The organism is Siminovitchia acidinfaciens (assembly GCF_003605385.1).
GTDB classification, from domain to species: Bacteria; Bacillota; Bacilli; order Bacillales; family Bacillaceae_C; genus Siminovitchia; species Siminovitchia acidinfaciens.
In genome coordinates this window covers 380,018-397,787 of the sequence record NZ_QYTV02000004.1, presented here as the reverse complement: position 1 = coordinate 397,787, position 17,770 = coordinate 380,018, and the positions used below count along the sequence as shown (strand labels likewise).

Annotated in this window: 15 protein-coding genes; 14 read left to right on the top strand and 1 reads right to left on the bottom strand. The window is 42.5% G+C overall.

Translation table 11 applies throughout. The annotated features are described in order from the left end of the window. Positions 1 to 135: 135 nt before the first annotated feature. A complete protein-coding gene (locus D4T97_RS11755) occupies positions 136 to 1,542 on the bottom strand; it encodes an FMN-binding glutamate synthase family protein (RefSeq protein WP_126050908.1) in 1,407 nt (468 codons plus the stop codon). A 130-nt stretch (positions 1,543 to 1,672) separates the two neighbouring features. Here D4T97_RS11755 and D4T97_RS11750 point away from each other — a divergent pair, with 130 nt between their 5' ends. The 14 genes from D4T97_RS11750 (at position 1,673) to D4T97_RS11680 (ending at position 17,745) form a co-directional block, all read left to right on the top strand. Further along, a complete protein-coding gene (locus D4T97_RS11750) occupies positions 1,673 to 2,410 on the top strand; it encodes a YqjF family protein (protein ID WP_126050906.1) in 738 nt (245 codons plus the stop codon). Positions 2,411 to 2,562: 152 nt separating this feature from the next. Further along, on the top strand, positions 2,563 to 3,216 hold the full coding sequence (locus D4T97_RS11745; protein WP_126050904.1) for a potassium channel family protein: 654 nt from the start codon (positions 2,563 to 2,565) through the stop codon (positions 3,214 to 3,216). Between the two features lie 756 nt (positions 3,217 to 3,972). Beyond that, positions 3,973 to 5,553, top strand: coding sequence for a spore germination protein (locus tag D4T97_RS11740; protein ID WP_408021601.1), 1,581 nt, complete (start codon positions 3,973 to 3,975; stop codon positions 5,551 to 5,553). A 15-nt stretch (positions 5,554 to 5,568) separates the two neighbouring features. Further along, positions 5,569 to 6,726: a Ger(x)C family spore germination protein gene (locus D4T97_RS11735; protein WP_126050900.1), complete on the top strand. Its 1,158-nt coding sequence runs from the start codon at positions 5,569 to 5,571 to the stop codon at positions 6,724 to 6,726. Positions 6,727 to 6,728: 2 nt separating this feature from the next. Continuing rightward, positions 6,729 to 6,953 carry a hypothetical protein gene (locus D4T97_RS11730; protein ID WP_126050898.1) on the top strand — a complete coding sequence of 75 codons (225 nt, stop codon included), beginning with the start codon at positions 6,729 to 6,731 and terminating at the stop codon, positions 6,951 to 6,953. A gap of 27 nt (positions 6,954 to 6,980) precedes the next feature. Beyond that, positions 6,981 to 8,063 (top strand): GerAB/ArcD/ProY family transporter, encoded by a 1,083-nt coding sequence (locus tag D4T97_RS11725; protein WP_126050896.1) that lies wholly within the window; start codon positions 6,981 to 6,983, stop codon positions 8,061 to 8,063. A 28-nt stretch (positions 8,064 to 8,091) separates the two neighbouring features. Then, positions 8,092 to 9,192, top strand: coding sequence for a GerAB/ArcD/ProY family transporter (locus tag D4T97_RS11720; RefSeq protein WP_126050894.1), 1,101 nt, complete (start codon positions 8,092 to 8,094; stop codon positions 9,190 to 9,192). A 281-nt stretch (positions 9,193 to 9,473) separates the two neighbouring features. Next, positions 9,474 to 10,577 carry a GerAB/ArcD/ProY family transporter gene (locus D4T97_RS11710; RefSeq protein WP_126050892.1) on the top strand — a complete coding sequence of 368 codons (1,104 nt, stop codon included), beginning with the start codon at positions 9,474 to 9,476 and terminating at the stop codon, positions 10,575 to 10,577. Between the two features lie 155 nt (positions 10,578 to 10,732). Continuing rightward, positions 10,733 to 12,349 (top strand): ABC transporter substrate-binding protein, encoded by a 1,617-nt coding sequence (locus D4T97_RS11705; RefSeq protein WP_126050890.1) that lies wholly within the window; start codon positions 10,733 to 10,735, stop codon positions 12,347 to 12,349. A 368-nt stretch (positions 12,350 to 12,717) separates the two neighbouring features. Further along, complete coding sequence (locus D4T97_RS11700; protein ID WP_126050888.1) at positions 12,718 to 13,656, top strand: ABC transporter permease; 939 nt, start codon at positions 12,718 to 12,720, stop codon at positions 13,654 to 13,656. Between the two features lie 14 nt (positions 13,657 to 13,670). Continuing rightward, positions 13,671 to 14,558, top strand: a complete 888-nt coding sequence (locus D4T97_RS11695) for an ABC transporter permease (RefSeq protein WP_126050886.1) — start codon at positions 13,671 to 13,673, stop codon at positions 14,556 to 14,558. A gap of 22 nt (positions 14,559 to 14,580) precedes the next feature. Further along, on the top strand, positions 14,581 to 15,360 hold the full coding sequence (locus D4T97_RS11690; RefSeq protein WP_126050884.1) for a sensor histidine kinase: 780 nt from the start codon (positions 14,581 to 14,583) through the stop codon (positions 15,358 to 15,360). Positions 15,361 to 15,385: 25 nt separating this feature from the next. Continuing rightward, entirely contained in the window at positions 15,386 to 16,507 is a 1,122-nt protein-coding gene (locus tag D4T97_RS11685; protein WP_126050882.1) for a response regulator transcription factor, read from the top strand. Further along, complete coding sequence (locus D4T97_RS11680) at positions 16,498 to 17,745, top strand: hypothetical protein (protein WP_126050880.1); 1,248 nt, start codon at positions 16,498 to 16,500, stop codon at positions 17,743 to 17,745. The genes D4T97_RS11685 and D4T97_RS11680 overlap by 10 nt, the downstream gene beginning before the upstream one ends. Positions 17,746 to 17,770 lie beyond the last annotated feature (25 nt).

The following is a 17,770-nucleotide window of genomic DNA, read 5'->3' as shown; positions in this document are numbered from 1 at the left end:
CTTCCTATTCATTACCACAGGGAGGGAGTGAGTAAGCGTACAATGGAACTATTAGACACGCTCTATGATAAAAAAATGAGGACCAAATACGGCCCCCCTGATAATATTAGGTATTTGACAATGATTGCTTTTCAGCTAACCCTTCTTTACACCCCACTCCTTAAACGTAAACGGAATCCCAATCATTCTCGCAGTCAACTCATCATAGGAAGTCAAGTCTTTGCGAGAAAGCTCGCTCAAGGAACGTTTCCCCATTGCCCTCAATGCCGCTTTCATTTCTTCTGAGCTGGCATTTAAAAATTTCTGAGCTGTTTTGGTTCCTTCGTCTACATTAAATGAGTCTTTGAACTTCCCTTCATGCCAGACGACCTGCGTCGGTGGTTCAAAGGGGAGGGCCTTGGTGACTTGCGTGTGTGCTAGGGCAAATAGAATGGCAGATCCGAGGTACACGGCATCGGCTCCAAGCGCCAGAACTTTTAAAAAATGGCCGGGGATCAAAAGTCCACCTGAAACGACCAGGCTTACTCGCCCTTTCATTTTTCTTCTTTGAAGATGGTTGGAAGCGCGCACGACTGCATGCAGTGTCGGGATGCCGAAATCATCCGCTAAAATTGGGGCGCCGGCATGGGTGGCTGCCTGAGCACCGTCCACTGCAATAAAATCGACGCCCATCTCCAACAGATGATCGATATCTTCTTCAATCTTTCCGCCTGCCCCCATTTTTGCACCGATGGGGACACCGCCAGACAAGCTGCGCAACTCGTCAACCAGTTCCTTTAAATCCTGTAAGGTCTGATTTTCAAAAAAATGTTCATGGATGACAGCGTCCTCGCCTTCCTTTAACCCCATGATTTGTCTGGCCTTGCCTGTAAGGTTTTTCGGGGATATTACTGCTCCCATGCCCATTTTTGCGCCTTGGCCAAGCTTGATTTCAATCATGTCCGCACGCTTGATGAATTTTTCGTCTTTTCCCCATTCGGTTTTGGAAAACTGCAAAATATATTTTCCTGCTGCATTCAGTTCTTCGTCTAAGATCCCACCTTCGCCGGAATTGATGGCGGTTCCGGCTTTATTTGCTGCGCCCGCTAAAGCCACCCTGGCTTGCTGACTGAGTCCCACTCCGTAGGCCATTCCACTGATCATAAGCGGAATATCTATTTTCAACGGCTTTTTTGCCTTCGGGCCAATTGTAACGCTGACATCCACCTCTTCGTCGCTAGAAGTGGGAAATGGTGAGGTCTGAGCGGGTAGAAAAGTGATCGGATCCAAACTTGGCCAGCTTTTTGAAGAACCCAGCGGCCGATGAAGGAGATCTCCGGTTTCCGAGCGTAAATTATTCTCCAGCGTATTTTGAATCCCCATATGCTTTAGGCCAGGTATGATTTCAATGATGTTTTCCTGATAACTGTCGGTAAATATTATTTTCCCCGTCTGCTTTACGATTTGCTTCATAATCCAGCGCCAGCTGAACATTGCAACTATACCTGCAATAAATAAAAAGGCTGTGATTCCAAAAGTAATATAGGACAAAATCTCCGGCATGTCCTTGGCCTCCAGTACCATTTTTAATCTTCCTTGTATTATTTTTCAGATTGGAAAAAACTATGTATCCTGCGGAATCAGAATAGAAGCCCCATGGAAAGCGCAAATTATCAGGAAGGAGGAAGGAGCCATGGACATTCTTCAAGTCAGCCATCGCGAATGGCCGCTGCCGGCAAACAAATGGATTATGAAGCAAGCTTGGCGCAATGTCCTTTTTATTCATTGGCCTGTTTCTTACGAATGCTTGCGCCCGTACATACCATCACCTTTGGAAATTGAAACTTTCGATGGATCCGCATGGCTTGGGATTGTTGCATTTACGATGAAAGGAATTCATTTTCGTGGTTTGCCCTTTTCCGTTGTTCGTCCTTTTTTCGAAGTGAATGTCCGTACATATGTGAACTACCTGGGAATTCCTGGTGTGTTTTTCCTTACTCTTGATGTAGATGACTGGGCTTCCTTGAATATTGCCAAAAGGTGGTATCGCCTGCCATATCATTCAGCTGACATATTCATGAAACTAACAAAAGAATTGCTCAAAGTTGATAGTGTCCGGAGAAACGAAGCTAAGAGTGCGTTTCAAGGAAGCTGCATCCCCTCAAAAGATGTGTATTTTCCAGCTTACAACACCCTTGATCATTTTCTGACGGAAAAATATCGTTTCTATACGTCTGCAAACGGGCAAGATATTTATTATGGTGACATTCATCATCCACCTTGGCCCTTGAAAAAAGCTGAGATTCAAATTGATCAGAATACGCTTTTTTCCCCATTTCATATAGATACTCCCGGACACGGGCCGATTGCTCACTTCTCCGACGGGGTGGATTCATTGATGTGGAGTGGCAAAAAGTTGAAAATAAACTAGGCTAACGCTAACAGTTGACTGGATATCAACTTAAAGTATTTATTAACCCAAAAATCAATGATTGAAATAATATATTCATGGGAGTACATTTGTTTTACCGTTTTTTTTTCATAATAACGATTCATTCTGCTTTTGATGAGGGGTAGAGGGTAATGAAAAAGCAATATGTAGTGTTTGGGCTGGGACGTTTTGGAGGCAGTTTGGTTAAAGCGTTGGCGGAGACGGATGCCGAAGTCTTGGCAGTGGATATGGATTATGACAGGGTACAGGAGCATTCATCTTATGCCACGCAGGCTGTTCAGGCGAATGCGATTGATGAAACTGTGCTGCGTCAGCTGGGTGTCAACAATTTTGACCATGCGTTTGTCTCTTTCGGCGATAACATTGAGGCCAGTATATTAACCTCACTTATGTTGAAGGAATTGGGGGTGCCCATTGTCTGGTCTAAATCCCAAAGTGATTATCACACAAAGGTGTTAGAGAAAATCGGGGTAGACAGGGTCATTCAACCGGAAAGGGATATTGCCAGACGGATCGCCAAGCACGTTGTCTCTGATAAACTGATTGATTTCATTGAGCTTTCAAGGCATTACAGCATGGCTGAAATCATTGCTTCTGAAAAGCTTCATGGCAAGACGTTGACACAATTGCATTTCAGATCTAAATACCGATGCATACTGATCGGAATCCAACGCGGAGAGGAGGTCATTATCGCACCTACTGCAGATGTCCGAATTCAAAAAGGGGATATCCTGTTCATCATTGGTCAAAACAGCGATATTGAAAGATTAGAAGAAGGGGTATAGAAAATGAATGTCAGATGGATCATCACCTATTCTCCATATCATCTGTTAATGCTCGTTTTATTGTTTTTTCATATTGGTAGGAGCATCTCTTTTTATGCTACACACCACTGTTGAACAAAGGTGGGAAATCCATTATTACCTTTATGATGTTTATGGGGAAAGTTGGACCACTGACCCTGGCCCTTTTATTAGCACGGTCAAAGCCTGTTTGAGGAGACAATGACAGGCTAATCCAAGGTGAAAGTAAATAATGCAATAACCAGGCCAAAGGCGTATATAGCCTTTGGTCTTTTTCAATTTCAATCTTTCCTATTCACCCCGTAAAGGCATCACGACAATCCAAGGGTCAACTCATGTACGAAGTTAGATCTTTTCTAGACAGCATTTTTCCATGAACGGAGAGTCATTTTCATTTTTCCGGCTTGCAAAGAGATTATTTCTGCTGTTTTTGCGCCTTCTCATCTGTATTGAAATTGGCTGCTAAAATTCCCTCCCTTAAACGGATGTGTTGACGGTTCAAAGGGGAGGGTGGTCAACACTGGGCTGTGAGCGAGGTAAACAATGGCATCACGGGTGCTCGGCCATAAAAAGCTTCTTGGAAAGGCCGCCTGAAACGGCAGATTCACTACATAGGTGCAAAAGTCACTGTTCATTCTTTCATTCATGCCAATTTCAGGTTTTACCGTATAATTTGCCCTAAATGAAGAATGATAGAAAAAAGAGTGATTTGTGAGCATGTGAATGGGGGGCAGGCCCTTGATACGGAATGTGAATAAATTGTTACGTAAAGCGACAAATAAAAAGCAGCCACCTCAAAAGAAACAAGCGAATGCTAAGCCGAAGGAGGCTCTGCATAAAAAATTTGACCAAAATGTGGAAACTTTTCAATCCATTTATAATAACTGTTCAGATGTCGTTTTTCACAACTTCAATATGTTCGGAAAAGTAAAAGCGATGATTATTTATATAGAGGGGCTTTCAGATAACGTAGGGATAGAGGAAAGCGTGCTCACCCCCTTAAAAAAAGAAACTGCAACTGATGTGCAGCCGTTAAGTGAATTGATTGAAAATGCAATCTCTGCCCCAAAGGTAGAGAAAGTATATTCGATTTCCGATAGCATTGACTCCCTTTCAACAGGAAATCCCATCCTTCTTTATGAAGGGGGAAATATCGCATATTCCCTTGGGCTGGCTAAATGGGAAAAGCGGGCAATGGAGGAGCCCGAGGCGGAGACCGTCATCAGGGGCCCGCGGGAAGGATTTACTGAATCACTGCAAGTAGGTACATCCCAGCTTCGGCGCATTATTAAAAGTCCCGCACTTAAAATCCAATCAATGAAAATCGGGGAGTACACAAAGACAAATGTGCTGGTTGCCTATGTTGAAGGGCTTGCCGATCCAACGCTGGTTGAAGAGGTGCAAAAGCGGCTGAACCGTATTAAAGTCGACGGTATTTTGGAAAGTCAATACATTGAAGATTTGATAGAGGATGGTCCCTATTCACCTTTTCCGCTAACGCTGTCTACAGAACGGCCTGATGTAGCTTCTGGTGCTTTATTGGAAGGGCGTGTAGTCATTATGACAGAAGGAACGCCATTTGCATTAATTGTTCCTGTTTCTTTTTTTTCCTTCCTTCAATCGCCTGATGATTATTATCAACGCTCGATGATCGGGACGTTTACACGATTGCTCCGATATATTTTTCTCGTCCTGTCTTTGTTGTTTCCTTCGTTTTACGTAGCCGTGACGACATTTCATCAAGAGATGATTCCAGATTCACTGCTTCTTAGTATTTCAGCTTCCCGGGAATCCGTTCCTTTTCCTGCCCTTGTCGAAGTGATTCTCATGGAAGTGATGTTCGAGGCGTTGAGGGAAGCAGGGATTCGGCTGCCAAAACAAATTGGTTCAGCTGTGAGTATCGTTGGGGCACTCGTGATCGGTCAAGCGGCTGTTCAAGCAGGATTGGTTTCGGCACCGATGATCATCATTGTAGCCAGTACGGGGGTCGCTTCATTTTTAATTCCCCGCTATAATGCCGGGTATTCCATTCGGATCCTCCGTTTTCCGATCATTTTTCTCGCCGGTTCGTTTGGACTGCTAGGGATCATGATGGGGATTCTTGCTATCGTCATTCACTTATGTACATTACGTTCCTTTGGAGAGCCGTATTTGGCGCCGTTGGCACCGCTGAAAAAACGTGAACTTAAAGATGTCCTTTGGAGGGCCCCTCATTGGAAGATGGATACACGCCCGCATTTTACCGGTCAATATGATGTATATCGGCAGGCCCCGAACCAATCTCCCGGTCCGAAAAAGGGAGGAGATCCGGGAACCTGATGGAGGCGAGCAAAATTGGTTAAGTTGCGAAAAAAAAATTCTTTATTAGTCACAATCATTTGCGTGTTCATCCTATTGACGGGCTGCTGGGATCGTGTGGAAACGAATGATTTAGCGATTGTCACAGCGACAGGAATTGACCAAACAGATGATGGTCAAGTGGAGCTCTCACTCCAAATCTTTATTCCAAAGTCAATGAGTGCAGGGCAGGGAGGAAGCCCGGGCAGCGCAGGAAAAGAGACAATGGTCATGTCTCATAAGGGGAAAAATGTTGCAGATGCACTGTCAAAGCTTCAGGCTGAACTGTCCCGTGATGTCTTCTGGGGGATATGTAAAGTCTTTATTTTTGGAGAAAATACAGCGAAAGCAGGATTACACGATCATTTGGATTTCCTGCTGCGTCATCCGGAGCCAAGGGAAAGAGCCTTTATTTTTGTTAGTGAGGGTAAAGCAAAGAAATACCTAGAACTAACTGCTGATCTGGAAAGGTATTCGGCAGAGTATATACGGGAAATAGCTAATATGGGGCATGGTATGGGGGTGACCTTGCAGGGTTTGGATGAAATGCTAAGCAGTGAAGACCAAGGAGCAGCACTCCCTTATTTGGAAGAAGCCAAGGGGGCATCCAAGAAATTCATGAAAATTGCCGGTACGGCCCTTTTTCATAACGATCGGATGGTTGGAACCATTTCCGAATCAACTACAAGGGGGCTTCTTTGGTTAAGAAATGAAGTCAAGGACTATACCGTTACTTTAAAACTTGATGATGAAGGGGAAGTGGCTATATTTCCTGTCAAAACACGAATCAATCTGAATCCGAAAATTCAAGGCGGAGAATGGAAAATGCTTATTAAGGTCAAGGCGGAGGGATCGATGATTCAAAATAGTACCCATTTGAACGTCAATAACGCTGCTGCATTAAAAAAAGTTGAAAAAGCATTTCGACAAAGAATTAAACAACGCATGGGGGATGCGATTAAAGAGAGCCAGGAAATGCAAGTCGATGTTATCAACTTCGGTAAAGAGTTTCACCGGAAATATCCACAGGAATGGAAACAGGTCAAAGACAGCTGGGAGCAAAAATTTCCGGAGGTAAAACCGGAATTCATCATTGATGCAAATATCCGGCGGGAGGGGTTTGTTAGTGAACCAGTGAAGGAAAGGGAGAGGTGAAAATGAATGAAATGGGAGCTTTCTTCGCTACTTTAGTGATCGTGGCAACGATTTTTTTACTTCAATGGCCAAAATTGAAGCAAAACCCCAAGAAAGATAAAGTTGCTTTTATCGTGCTTCTAGCGTTGGGCTTAGTGCTATCAATGTTCGACCTCCAACGGATATCCGGGCCCGTCACATGGGTGACAACGATCTTGAGACCGCTTGGAAAGTTTTTGGAGTTGTGATAATAAAACGAAAGGGGACATGGTGCGATGGAAAAAGGAAAAATTTCATCTTTACAGATGGCTATATTACTATATCCGACAATTATCGCTACCGCTATCCTTTCGTTTCCAAGTAAGCTAGCAAGCTTTGTCGGCAACGACTTATGGATGCCACCGATAATAGCATCCAGTGCCGGGCTCATCGTAATATTCATCGCATTCAAGCTTCATAAATATTATCCAGGAAAGACAATTATTCAACAAAATGAAGAGATTTTAGGCCGTATACCTGGAAAAATCATCAGCTTTATTATTCTTTTTTTTTATATCGAGTCGACTGGTGAAATCACCAGGGCATACAGTGAATTTATTGTTACCTCCTTTTTGTTAAAAACCCCGCAAATCGTTGTCATTTCTTCAATGGTGCTCCTTTGTGCCTTTTGTGTGTATGGGGGCTTAGAGGTGTTAGCGAGGCTCGGTCAATTGTTATTTCCCTTATTTGTATTACCCATTTTTCTTTTATTAATATTAGTAGGTCCTGATTTGAATTTTGGTAATATATTTCCCTTATTTGATGTGAAGATGAAACCACTGATGAAAGCGTCATTTCAGGATGCCGGTTTGTTTGCAGAATATTTCCTGATTATTTTCCTGCTCCCCTTTTTATCGGATCAGGGAAAGGGAAGGAAATACGGAATAATTTCTGTGCTTGGCGTAATGATGACTTTATTAATTACAAATCTGATTGTTCTATTTGTACTCGGACCAACGGTGGCCTTAAAAACGTATCCCCTGATGAATGTTAGCCGGTTTGTGCAATTAGGCGGTTTTTTCGAGAATATGGAAGCGGTGGTAATGGCTGTTTGGATTGCCGGCGCATTTATCAAAATATCTGTTTATTTTTATGCAGTTGTTTTAGGGACTGCCCAGTGTTTGAACCTTTCGGATTTTAGGCCGGTTATCTGGCCTATAGCAATCCTTATTGTACAACTGTCCTATTGGAGGATTTCCAGTACAATGCAACTACAGCAATTTGATACCACAATCTTCCCCTTCTATTCTACAATCGTTCAAATTTTACTCCCCCTTCTCTTATTAGGGATTGCCGCTATCAGACAAAAAAAGCAATGAATACTAGTAACGGGAAAGGAAAATGAAGATGGAGAAAGGAAAAATTTCGTCCTTACAGATGACGATGTTATTGTATCCGGCAATCATTGCTACCGCTATCCTTTCGATTCCGAGTACAATTGCCAAATATGCAGGCAATGACATATGGATAGCGCCCATTTTGGCCTCTGTTGCCGGCTTTTTAACCGTTTTTATCGCTGTTGGTTTACACAAGCTTTATCCCGAAAAGACAATCATTCAATTGAGTGGGGACGTGATCGGCCGGTTTCCAGGAAAAGTCATAGGGGGGTTAATTCTTTTCTTCTATATTACAAGAGCCGGTGAAATGTCCAGAGTGTACAGCGAATTTCTTGTCACTTCCTTTCTATTCAAAACCCCGAAAGTAGTAATCATTGGATCAATGGTGTTTCTGTGTGCGTTTTGCGTGTACGCCGGATTGGAAGTGTTGGCAAGGGTTGCTCAACTCTTATTTCCTTTTTTTGTACTGCCCATTTTCTTTTTGGTGATCGTCATGGCCCCGGATTTTCATCCCGGTAATATTTTTCCGGTTTTGGAGCAAGGAGTCATGCCGCCCATAAAAGGGGGAATTGTTGATACGGGATTTATGGCGGATATGATTCTAATGGCCTTTTTACTGCCTTTTTTAAAAGAACCACAAAAAGGCTTGAAATCCGGCCTGCTGACAGTTACGAGTGTGACAATTTCGTTAGTCATCGTAAACCTTGCTACTTTATTTGTGTTAGGTGTTACAACGGCCCTTAAAACTTATCCGGTCATGAACGTCAGCCGTTTGGCCAGAGTCGGTGGATTCATTGAAAATATGGAAGCCATTGTCATGGCTGTTTGGATTGCGGGAGCCTTTGTCAAACTCTCTGTATTTTTTTATGTGATTGTTTTGGGGTTTGCCCAAATGCTGAATCTTTCAGATTATAAGCCTGTTGTCTGGCCGATAGGAATCCTCATCTTCCAATTCGCTTTTTGGTCGATACCGAGCACGATGAGGTTGAGCCATTACGATAACACAATCTTTCCGTTTTTCTCGATTATCGTGCAAATCTTAATACCACTGATGCTATTGGTCATCGCGTTTATTTGGAAGAGAAAGAAAAAGGGGCAAGTTGGGGTCTGACCCCATTTAACCGTAAATTAATAATCGAATAAGGTCTTTATCGGGACAATTGTGATTGTTACGGTGATTATTTTCCTGCTGTGGCCAAGGATGAAACAAATTCCAAAAAAAGATAAAAGGGCATTTTTCGTGCCCCTTCCTATTGGCTTGGTACTATCCATGTTCGACCTCCAGCATATGAAAGGGCCTGTCACATTGATAGAAGATATTTTTAAACCAATAGGACAATTTATGGCAAAGTAACAGTAACTCTTAATCAATTACGAAAGGAAGAGGAGATAATGGAGAAAGGTAAAATTTCAGCTCTGCAAATGGCTATGTTATTATATCCCGCCATTATCGCCACTGTTGTCCTTTCAGTTCCAAGTATCACAGCCAAATATGCGGGAAATGATTTATGGCAGCCCCCAATCATTGCGTCCGTCACCGGTTTTTTGACCGTTTACATTGCTGTCAGGCTTCATAAGCTGCATCCGGGGAAAACGGTCATTCAGTATAGTGAAGACATCATTGGGCGGGTACCGGGAAAAATAATCAGTTTTTTTATCCTTTTTTTCTACATCCACACCACTGGTACGATATCCAGATCTTACAGCGAATTCATTGTCACTTCCTTTTTATTCAAGACTCCACAAATCGTTGTCATTGGTTCAATGGTGTTTCTTTGTGCTTTATGCATATACGGAGGTCTGGAAGTGTTGGCAAGAGCTACTCAATTGTTATTTCCATTCTTCGTGTTGCCTATTATTTTTGCAGCTGTCTTCTTAGCCCCGGATTTTCAAATCGGAAATATATTCCCGGTCTTTGAAAAAGGATTGATGCCGTCCATCAAGGGTGCAATTCCGACTTCTGGATGGTTCGCGGAATTTTTTTTAATGGCATTTCTCTTGCCTTTTTTGGCAGATAAGAAAAAAGGTATGAAGTACGGAATGTTGTCGGTTCTAGGTGTGATGTTGTCGATTGTGCTTATTAATCTAATTGTTCAATTTGTTTTAGGCGCAACAACAGCCAACAAAGTTTACCCCCTTATGATCGTCGGCCGTTATGCCAATGTTGCCGGATTTATTGAAAACATGGAGGCTGTGGTCATGGCACTTTGGATTGCTGGGGCATTTGTGAAAATATCTGTTTTTTATTACGCGGCCGTTTTGGGAACTACCCAATGGTTAAACCTATCTGAATATCGGCCGGTTGTCTGGCCTCTTGGAATTTTGATTGTCCAACTATCCTATTGGGCGGTACCGAACACGTTGGATATTAGCCGCTACAACGCTAGTGTTTTTCCGTTTTATTCAACTTCCATCCAAATCTTCATCCCTCTCTTGCTATTGGTTATTGCTCTTATTTTTAAAAGAAATAAAAAGAAAGCAAAACATCTTTCCTAAGTGATTATTTCAGTGTAATGGCCATTTTTTCCAATTTGACAACCTGTCTCTTTTTCACTTCGATAAAATATCACTGAAAATATGATCAAATTTTAAAACTCTAATTCCGAAAGTTCATTATAATTTTAATAAATGTAGGAAAAGGGGGACTAAAGTTGAAAAATAGAACGAAAGCATTACTTATTTTGATAACCGCTTTCATGCTTTTCATTTTTACGGGCTGCTCAGGCGGCAAAGAGTCAGGAGGAGGCTCCAAGTCATCTAAGTCCGATGGATCGGGTGGGACAATTACAATTGGGTTAGCACAAGATGCTGTTGCGATTGATCCGGCTTTTGCCTATGACTTTTCAACGGGACCGGTCGTTAATCAAATTACCGAAGGTCTTTTGAAATTCGATGAAAATGGCGGTCTTGTACCAAATATTGCAAAAGAGTGGGAAAACCCAGATGAGTTGACGTATATTTATCATTTGCGGGATGACGTGACTTTTTCTGACGGTACCCCAATGACGATTGACGATGTTCTTTTTTCGATGGAAAGAATTAAGGATCCGGCAACTGCTTCTTATGTGGGCTGGATGTATGATAACATCGAGAAGATTGAAAAAGAAGATGATTGGACAGTAAAAGTTACATTATCCACGCCAGATGCTTTATTTAAATACGCACCTGCAACAACAGCCGGACACGTAATTAGCAAAGCGTATTATGAAGAGCATAAAGACAACTTCGGTAAACCTGAAGGCGGCCTTTTGGGTACTGGTCCGTTTAAATTTGTCAGCTGGCAAACAGGATCTGAAATTGTCCTTGAGAAAAATGAAAACTATTGGAATAAAGAGGGCGGGCCTTATATTGATAAAGCGGTCTACAAGATTATTCCAGAAGGTACAACTAGAATTACCGGTTTAAAGACAGGTCAATTAAATATCGCAACAGAACTGCCGCTTGATCTACTAGGGAAAATAGAAGAAATGGATAATGCAAGAGTTGATACATCAGACAGTTACTTAATTGACGGAATTGAGTTTAATACTCAAAGAGAACCTTTTACGGATCCAAAAGTAAGACAAGCAATAAATTACGCGTTGGATAAAGAAAAAATCTTGAAGCAAATCGTAAAAGATGCGGGTATCGCTGCTGAAGGTTCCACTGTGCCACCAGTCATGTGGACATTCGCCAAAGATAAATGGGAAGCGGCATACATAGAATTACCTGACTATTCATATGACATTGAAAAAGCTAAAGAATTACTCGCCGAATCAAGTGTTCCTGACGGATTTAAAGCCAAAATCATCACTGATGGCGACAGCTTGCGTATGAATGCGGCTTTGGCTCTACAAGCTGCAGTTAAACCGCTTGGTATCGAGCTTGAGATTGAAAAGTTAACTGGCGAAGAATTGATGTCACACACGTTTGGCGGCGCAAGGGATTACGATATTGCGATCCAAAACTGGGGCTCTGACTTCCCTGATCCATCCGGTAACTTGCATCCATTGTTCCATTCCGATAATACGGGAGACGGCGGCGCAAACTATGCCAACTACAAAAATGCTGAAGTAGACAAACTTTTAGCTGAGCAAAATAAATTGACTGATGATGAGAAACGGGCAGATTTGATGATTCAAGCACAAAAAATTATTGCTGATGATTCTCCGTGGATTACACTCAGCCATCAAAAACAAATGATGGCCATGACAAACAATGTGGAAGGCTATCACATTACTCCATTATGGTATTGGGATGGTTTCTTGAAAGATATTAAACTGAAATAATTGCAGAGACCCCTTTTTCAAATGAAGAAGGGGGTTTCTCTCATCTATGAAAGTAAAGTAAGAAAGATTAGACTAAGTTTTTTATTTGAAAAGTATACGTTATGTCTAGCTCCAGGCGCCATCGGCTTGAGGTCACAAGTTACAAGAAGCTTATTCAGGATGAATGTGGTTCTGCAGCATAGCAAGTTCGGGGAAGTTATGGAACATCATAGTAAAACTGCATGAAGGACACTCAGGGATGCTTCACACGAGGTATTTAAAGTCAGCTGCTTTGCTGTGGTGACTGAGGAACTGCCTCTTCAAAATTCGCCTTGTGCTTGTCGCCTAAGGCTGCGCGCCTTGCGCTATTCTTAACAGGAGGTGAGATCATGGCCAGCTATATTGCCAGGCGTTTATTTATTTTGATTCCCATTTTATTCATTGTTTCAATCCTGATTTTCGGCATGTCAAGAATGGTCCCCGGAGATCCGGCGCTTATCATGGCGGGCGGGCACCAAACCTCGCCGGAAGTGTTGGATAATATCCGCGAGAAATACCATCTGAATAAACCTATTGTTGAACAGTACGCCATTTGGCTGAAAAACGTGGCCAGCGGGGATTTGGGCGAGAGCTATAAAATGAAGCAATCTGTCACAAACATGATCATTGAGAGGTTACCACTCACTTTGCAGCTGATTGTGATGAGTATGATCATTACATTGTTGATTGCGATTCCGTTGGGAATTTTGTCCGCCATCAAGAAAAATACGTGGATGGACCATCTGTCTACGATGTTTGCATTTGTTGGTGTTTCCTCACCCGTTTTCTTTACGGGAATTTTATTGGTTTTGTTATTTTCATATCATTTGGATTGGCTGCCCGCCTTTGGCGCGGGCGATGGATTTGTGGAGAACCTTGTCCATCTTCTGCTGCCTTCACTAGCCTTGAGTTTTAATATGATCGCGCTGAATTCGCGCATTACTAGAAGCGGAATGATTGAGGTCATGAACACGAATTATATTCAAACAGCGGTGGCAAAGGGAATGCCGCGAAATGTCATTATATTGAAACATGCGCTCAGAAATGCGCTTGTGCCACTGGTGACAGTTACCGGTATCCAGATTGGCGTACTGATTGTAGGGACGGTCCTCGTTGAATATACATTCGGCCTTGGCGGTTTGGGGAGTCTCATTATCAATGGCGTGCAGACAAGTGATTACCCTGTCGTTCAAGGAACGATGCTGTTTATGGTTGTAGCGTTCCTTTTGATTAATCTGCTGGTCGATGTCCTTTATGCTGTGATCGACCCTAGAATTCGTTATAAATAGAGGGGAGGGATTTGATGGAACTGCAAAGCCAGCCGCCTGCACAGGTGTTAAATGAACTCGATAAAAAAAGAAGTATTTGGAGATCTCCTTTTTTTAAAAATAAATTGTCAGTGGTTGCGGGAATCATTATTATTATGATCATAATGATTTCGCTGTTGGCGCCGCTCATTGCCCCATTTGATCCCAATGTCCAGGATTTGGATAAATCGCTGGAGCCCGCATCGGCTGCCCATTGGTTTGGAACAGACATGCAGGGCAGGGATATTCTCAGCAGGATTATATATGGGACGAGAACTACATTGCTCGGCGCCTTGCTTGTTGTGATATTTTCCGTAGTTATTGGTGTTCCGCTCGGATTGGTTTCCGGGTATTTCGGAGGAAAAATCGATAATCTCATTAACCGTGTCTGGGATGTCATCCTGGCATTCCCGACAATTCTTTTGGCATTCATCATCGTTGCAACATTCGGGCGCGGATTTGAAAATGCGGTGATTGCACTTGGCATTGTGTACGTGCCGATGATCGCGAGACTCGTGAGATCCGTAACACTCGTCGAAAGACAACAATCATACGTGGATGCTGCCCAGTCTCTGGGCTTCTCGCACGCACGTGTCATCTTCCGTCATATTCTGCCCAACTGTATATCGCCCATTATTGTGCAGGTAACCATCGACTTTGCGTATGCCATCATTGATTTGGCTGCACTCAGCTTCCTGGGTCTTGGAGTACAGCCGCCTACAGCGGACTGGGGATATATGCTATCGGAAGGGAGAGAATATTTACTGGTTTCTCCTAACGTTGCTCTTGCTTCGGGATTTGCCATTATGATTACGGTTATTTCATTTAATTTATTTGGTGACGGACTGCAAAGCGTACTTGATCCGAAACAGCGAAAACAATGACTCTTGCATAATTGGAGGGCGTATGCTGTTATCACTTAATCTATTTACGGCTTTGATCATTTTGGGCATTGTCGGCGGAATGATCAGCCTTACAGCCATTGTCATGATTTTGATTACAGAAAAAGAAGTGGACTATCTCGAAGTTGAGAAAGAGAGGGCGGAGCTGGAAGTATTATTGAACGAATCAAAGCTGCTCCAATTATCCGCCCAAATTCGTCCACATTTCCTCTTTAATACATTGAATACAATCTCGACTTTGATTCGGCTGAAGAAAAACAAAGAGGCCGAGCAGGCGATTTATTCCGTGTCATCTCTTCTGCGTTACCATCTGGAAAACGAAGAGGCTCTCATCACCTTAAAAGACGAGATGAAATACGCTAAGCAATATTTATCTATTCAAAAGCTTCGATTTGGAGACAGACTGGATTGGACGTTCGTTATTCCTGAAAAGTTAATGGATGAAAAAATTCCGATGCTCGTTATCCAGCCTTTAATCGAAAATGCCTGCATTCATGGGATCGAGCCTGCCATTGAAGGAGGGCGGATCACACTGTCGGCAAAGGCAGTTGAAGACCAATTGCAAATTGAAATACGAGATGATGGCGTCGGCGTAAGCGATGAAGTAATTGATGGCTTTGAAAAGTGGAAACAAGGTCTTCCGTCAGCTGACAATCATCTTCATATCGGCCTTAAAAATGTCCATTCCCGCTTAGTTGAACAGTTTGGCAGGAGAAGCGGCCTGATGATAAAAAGGGAAGGAAATGAAACGGTAAGCGAGGTGAAGATCTTTTATCAAAAGTAAAATATTGAACAGGGGGAGGGGTTTGATGAAGGTACTAATAGTTGATGATGAGCCATTAGAACTCTTGAATATTGAAAGTATTCTTCATTCGTTTGACCCTTCTTTGGAAATCTTTACTGCTGAAAATGGAATGAAGGCGTGGGATATTTTAGAAAAGCACAAGATCGATATTGTATGTCTTGATATCCGAATGCCAGGCTGGGATGGAATCGAGACGTTAAAACGGATCAAGCGCAAATGGCCTCATTTGAAAGTCATTCTTATTTCCGCGTACGGAGAGTTTCAATATGCGAAGGAGGCCATCGCTTCCGGAGCTTCAGCCTATTTACTGAAGCCTGTTATTCCGGAAGAGTTTATTGAAGCTTTTAAAAAAATGGGCAAAGAAATTGAACACATGAAAAGTGAGCATTCATTCATTTTGCAAACAGCAGTCGAAAGCTGGCTGCAGGATGATTCGAATGAAGAATATATAAATTTCCTACACCTCCCCATACAGCCGAATGTCGTGGTTGTTGTGAAAATGAAAAGTGATTCGCAGCCTGAGAAGGAAAAATGGGATGCAAAATTTTCCGAAGGATTACAAAAAGTTATTGCAGTTCCTCATCCAATCAAAGGTGTCTGGGCGTATTTGATGGAAAGTGAAGATTTGAATACCCATTACATTAAAGAGAAGCTTTCATTTCTTAAAATGGCTTTGGCAGCAGAGTTTCAAGAAATTGGGTGGATGTTTGGAGTGGGGGAGGTCGTCAATTCCCCGGCAGATTTAGGAAAGTCCTTTTACAGTGCCATACAGGATACACAAAATAAAGATGAATCGATCATCCAGCATTGCCTTGATTATTTATCGGCCAATTACGCCAGCTCCATTAGTTTGAATGATTTGGCGAAAGTTGTGCACCTCAGCGCTTCACACTTGAGCCGGATTTTTAAAAACAACCTGGGAGTTACGTTCGTTGATGTATTGACGAAGATCAGAATTGAGCGGGCGAAGGACCTGCTGGAAAACAAAGACCTATCCATTCAATTCATTTCAAACCGGGTCGGATTCAGCAGCCCTGATTATTTCTCATCAACTTTTCGGAAGTTGGAGGGCGTTTCCCCAAGCCAGTACCGTTTGAAAAAGGATGGCGTGCATCCATGTTCATAACGTTGCAGGTTACGATTCTTTTAAGTTTATTTTTCCTGCTATTGGGAGTGCGGTACATTCAGAAAAGCAATTCGCCTTTGGGAGAAAAGCCGTTTGGAGTGGGAAAGGGAATTGTGGCTCTGCTCGGTCAATCGATAGGACTTATAACCTTTCTCGCATCATCCCAAGCTTCCTATGAATATGGGGTTATCGGGTTACTGGGCTACTGCTTGGCAGGGCTTGCAAGTTTTTTGTTCGTCTATCTGCTGTTGAAAAGAAATGAAGGTACGTTCGTCCATAAGGAGCAAATGATAGGTTCCTTCAGTTGGCTATATCAAATGGAGAATGTCATCATCGCCATTTTGGCAGGAAAAATGATCATAAAGCTTTTTTACGGCTTGAATTTTTTTATCGCGGCTTGTTTGCTGGTGATCTTTTATCAGTTTATTATTCTTGCGAGGAATAAGAAGCTATATACCGGCTCCTTGTTCATTGTGATTTTGTCGCTGATTACGACTGTTTTGATACCCACTTTGGTTTATTTAAAAGTGAGCGTTCCGACAGTATACTCTGGAGTCAATTTTTTGGCGACGGATATGTTGATTGTGGATGAGCCTTCCAGCTGGCTGATTGTTGTTGTCCTTTTTTTCCGATTTTCGGCGCACAACTTTTTGAATGAACATATTTGGAGCATATATTCAAATATCAAACAGAGTAAAAGGGCGCTTTCTTTCACCTTATCGTCTTTCATATGGCTGTTTCTTCCGCTGTCCATTGGGACACTTTCCTTTGTAGCAAAGGCTTCGGCGGTCTGGCCGGCATTGAATGATGAAGTGAGCATCAATGTAATTCAGCAATTCGGAGGTCAGTTTGGAGTCGCCCTTTTTGTCGTAACTCTGATTGTAATGTTGTTTTCTTCTATTTCGGGATATATTGTCCACCAAGCATATGGGCGGGCAGATGCAGCAATAAAAGCGGGGACAGTCATCGTCGCAGCCATTATTGTTATTTTGTTTCCGAAGTTGACGATTTTAGACGTCATGTTCTGTTTTTCGTTCATGTGGTCGGCAATGATCCCGATTGCTTTTTTAGAAAAAAAAATATCTGTGCCTTCATTGTTTGTTTGGATTACCGTCTGTGTCAGTGCGGCAGCAGGAATTTCCTTTATGCTCCGACATGGACTAATGGTAGGAATTATCATTGATTTTCTAATTGCGCTATGTGTGATGTTGGTATATACACTCATTCGCCGACAATAAAAATTTTCCGCAAAGGAGGTTATTT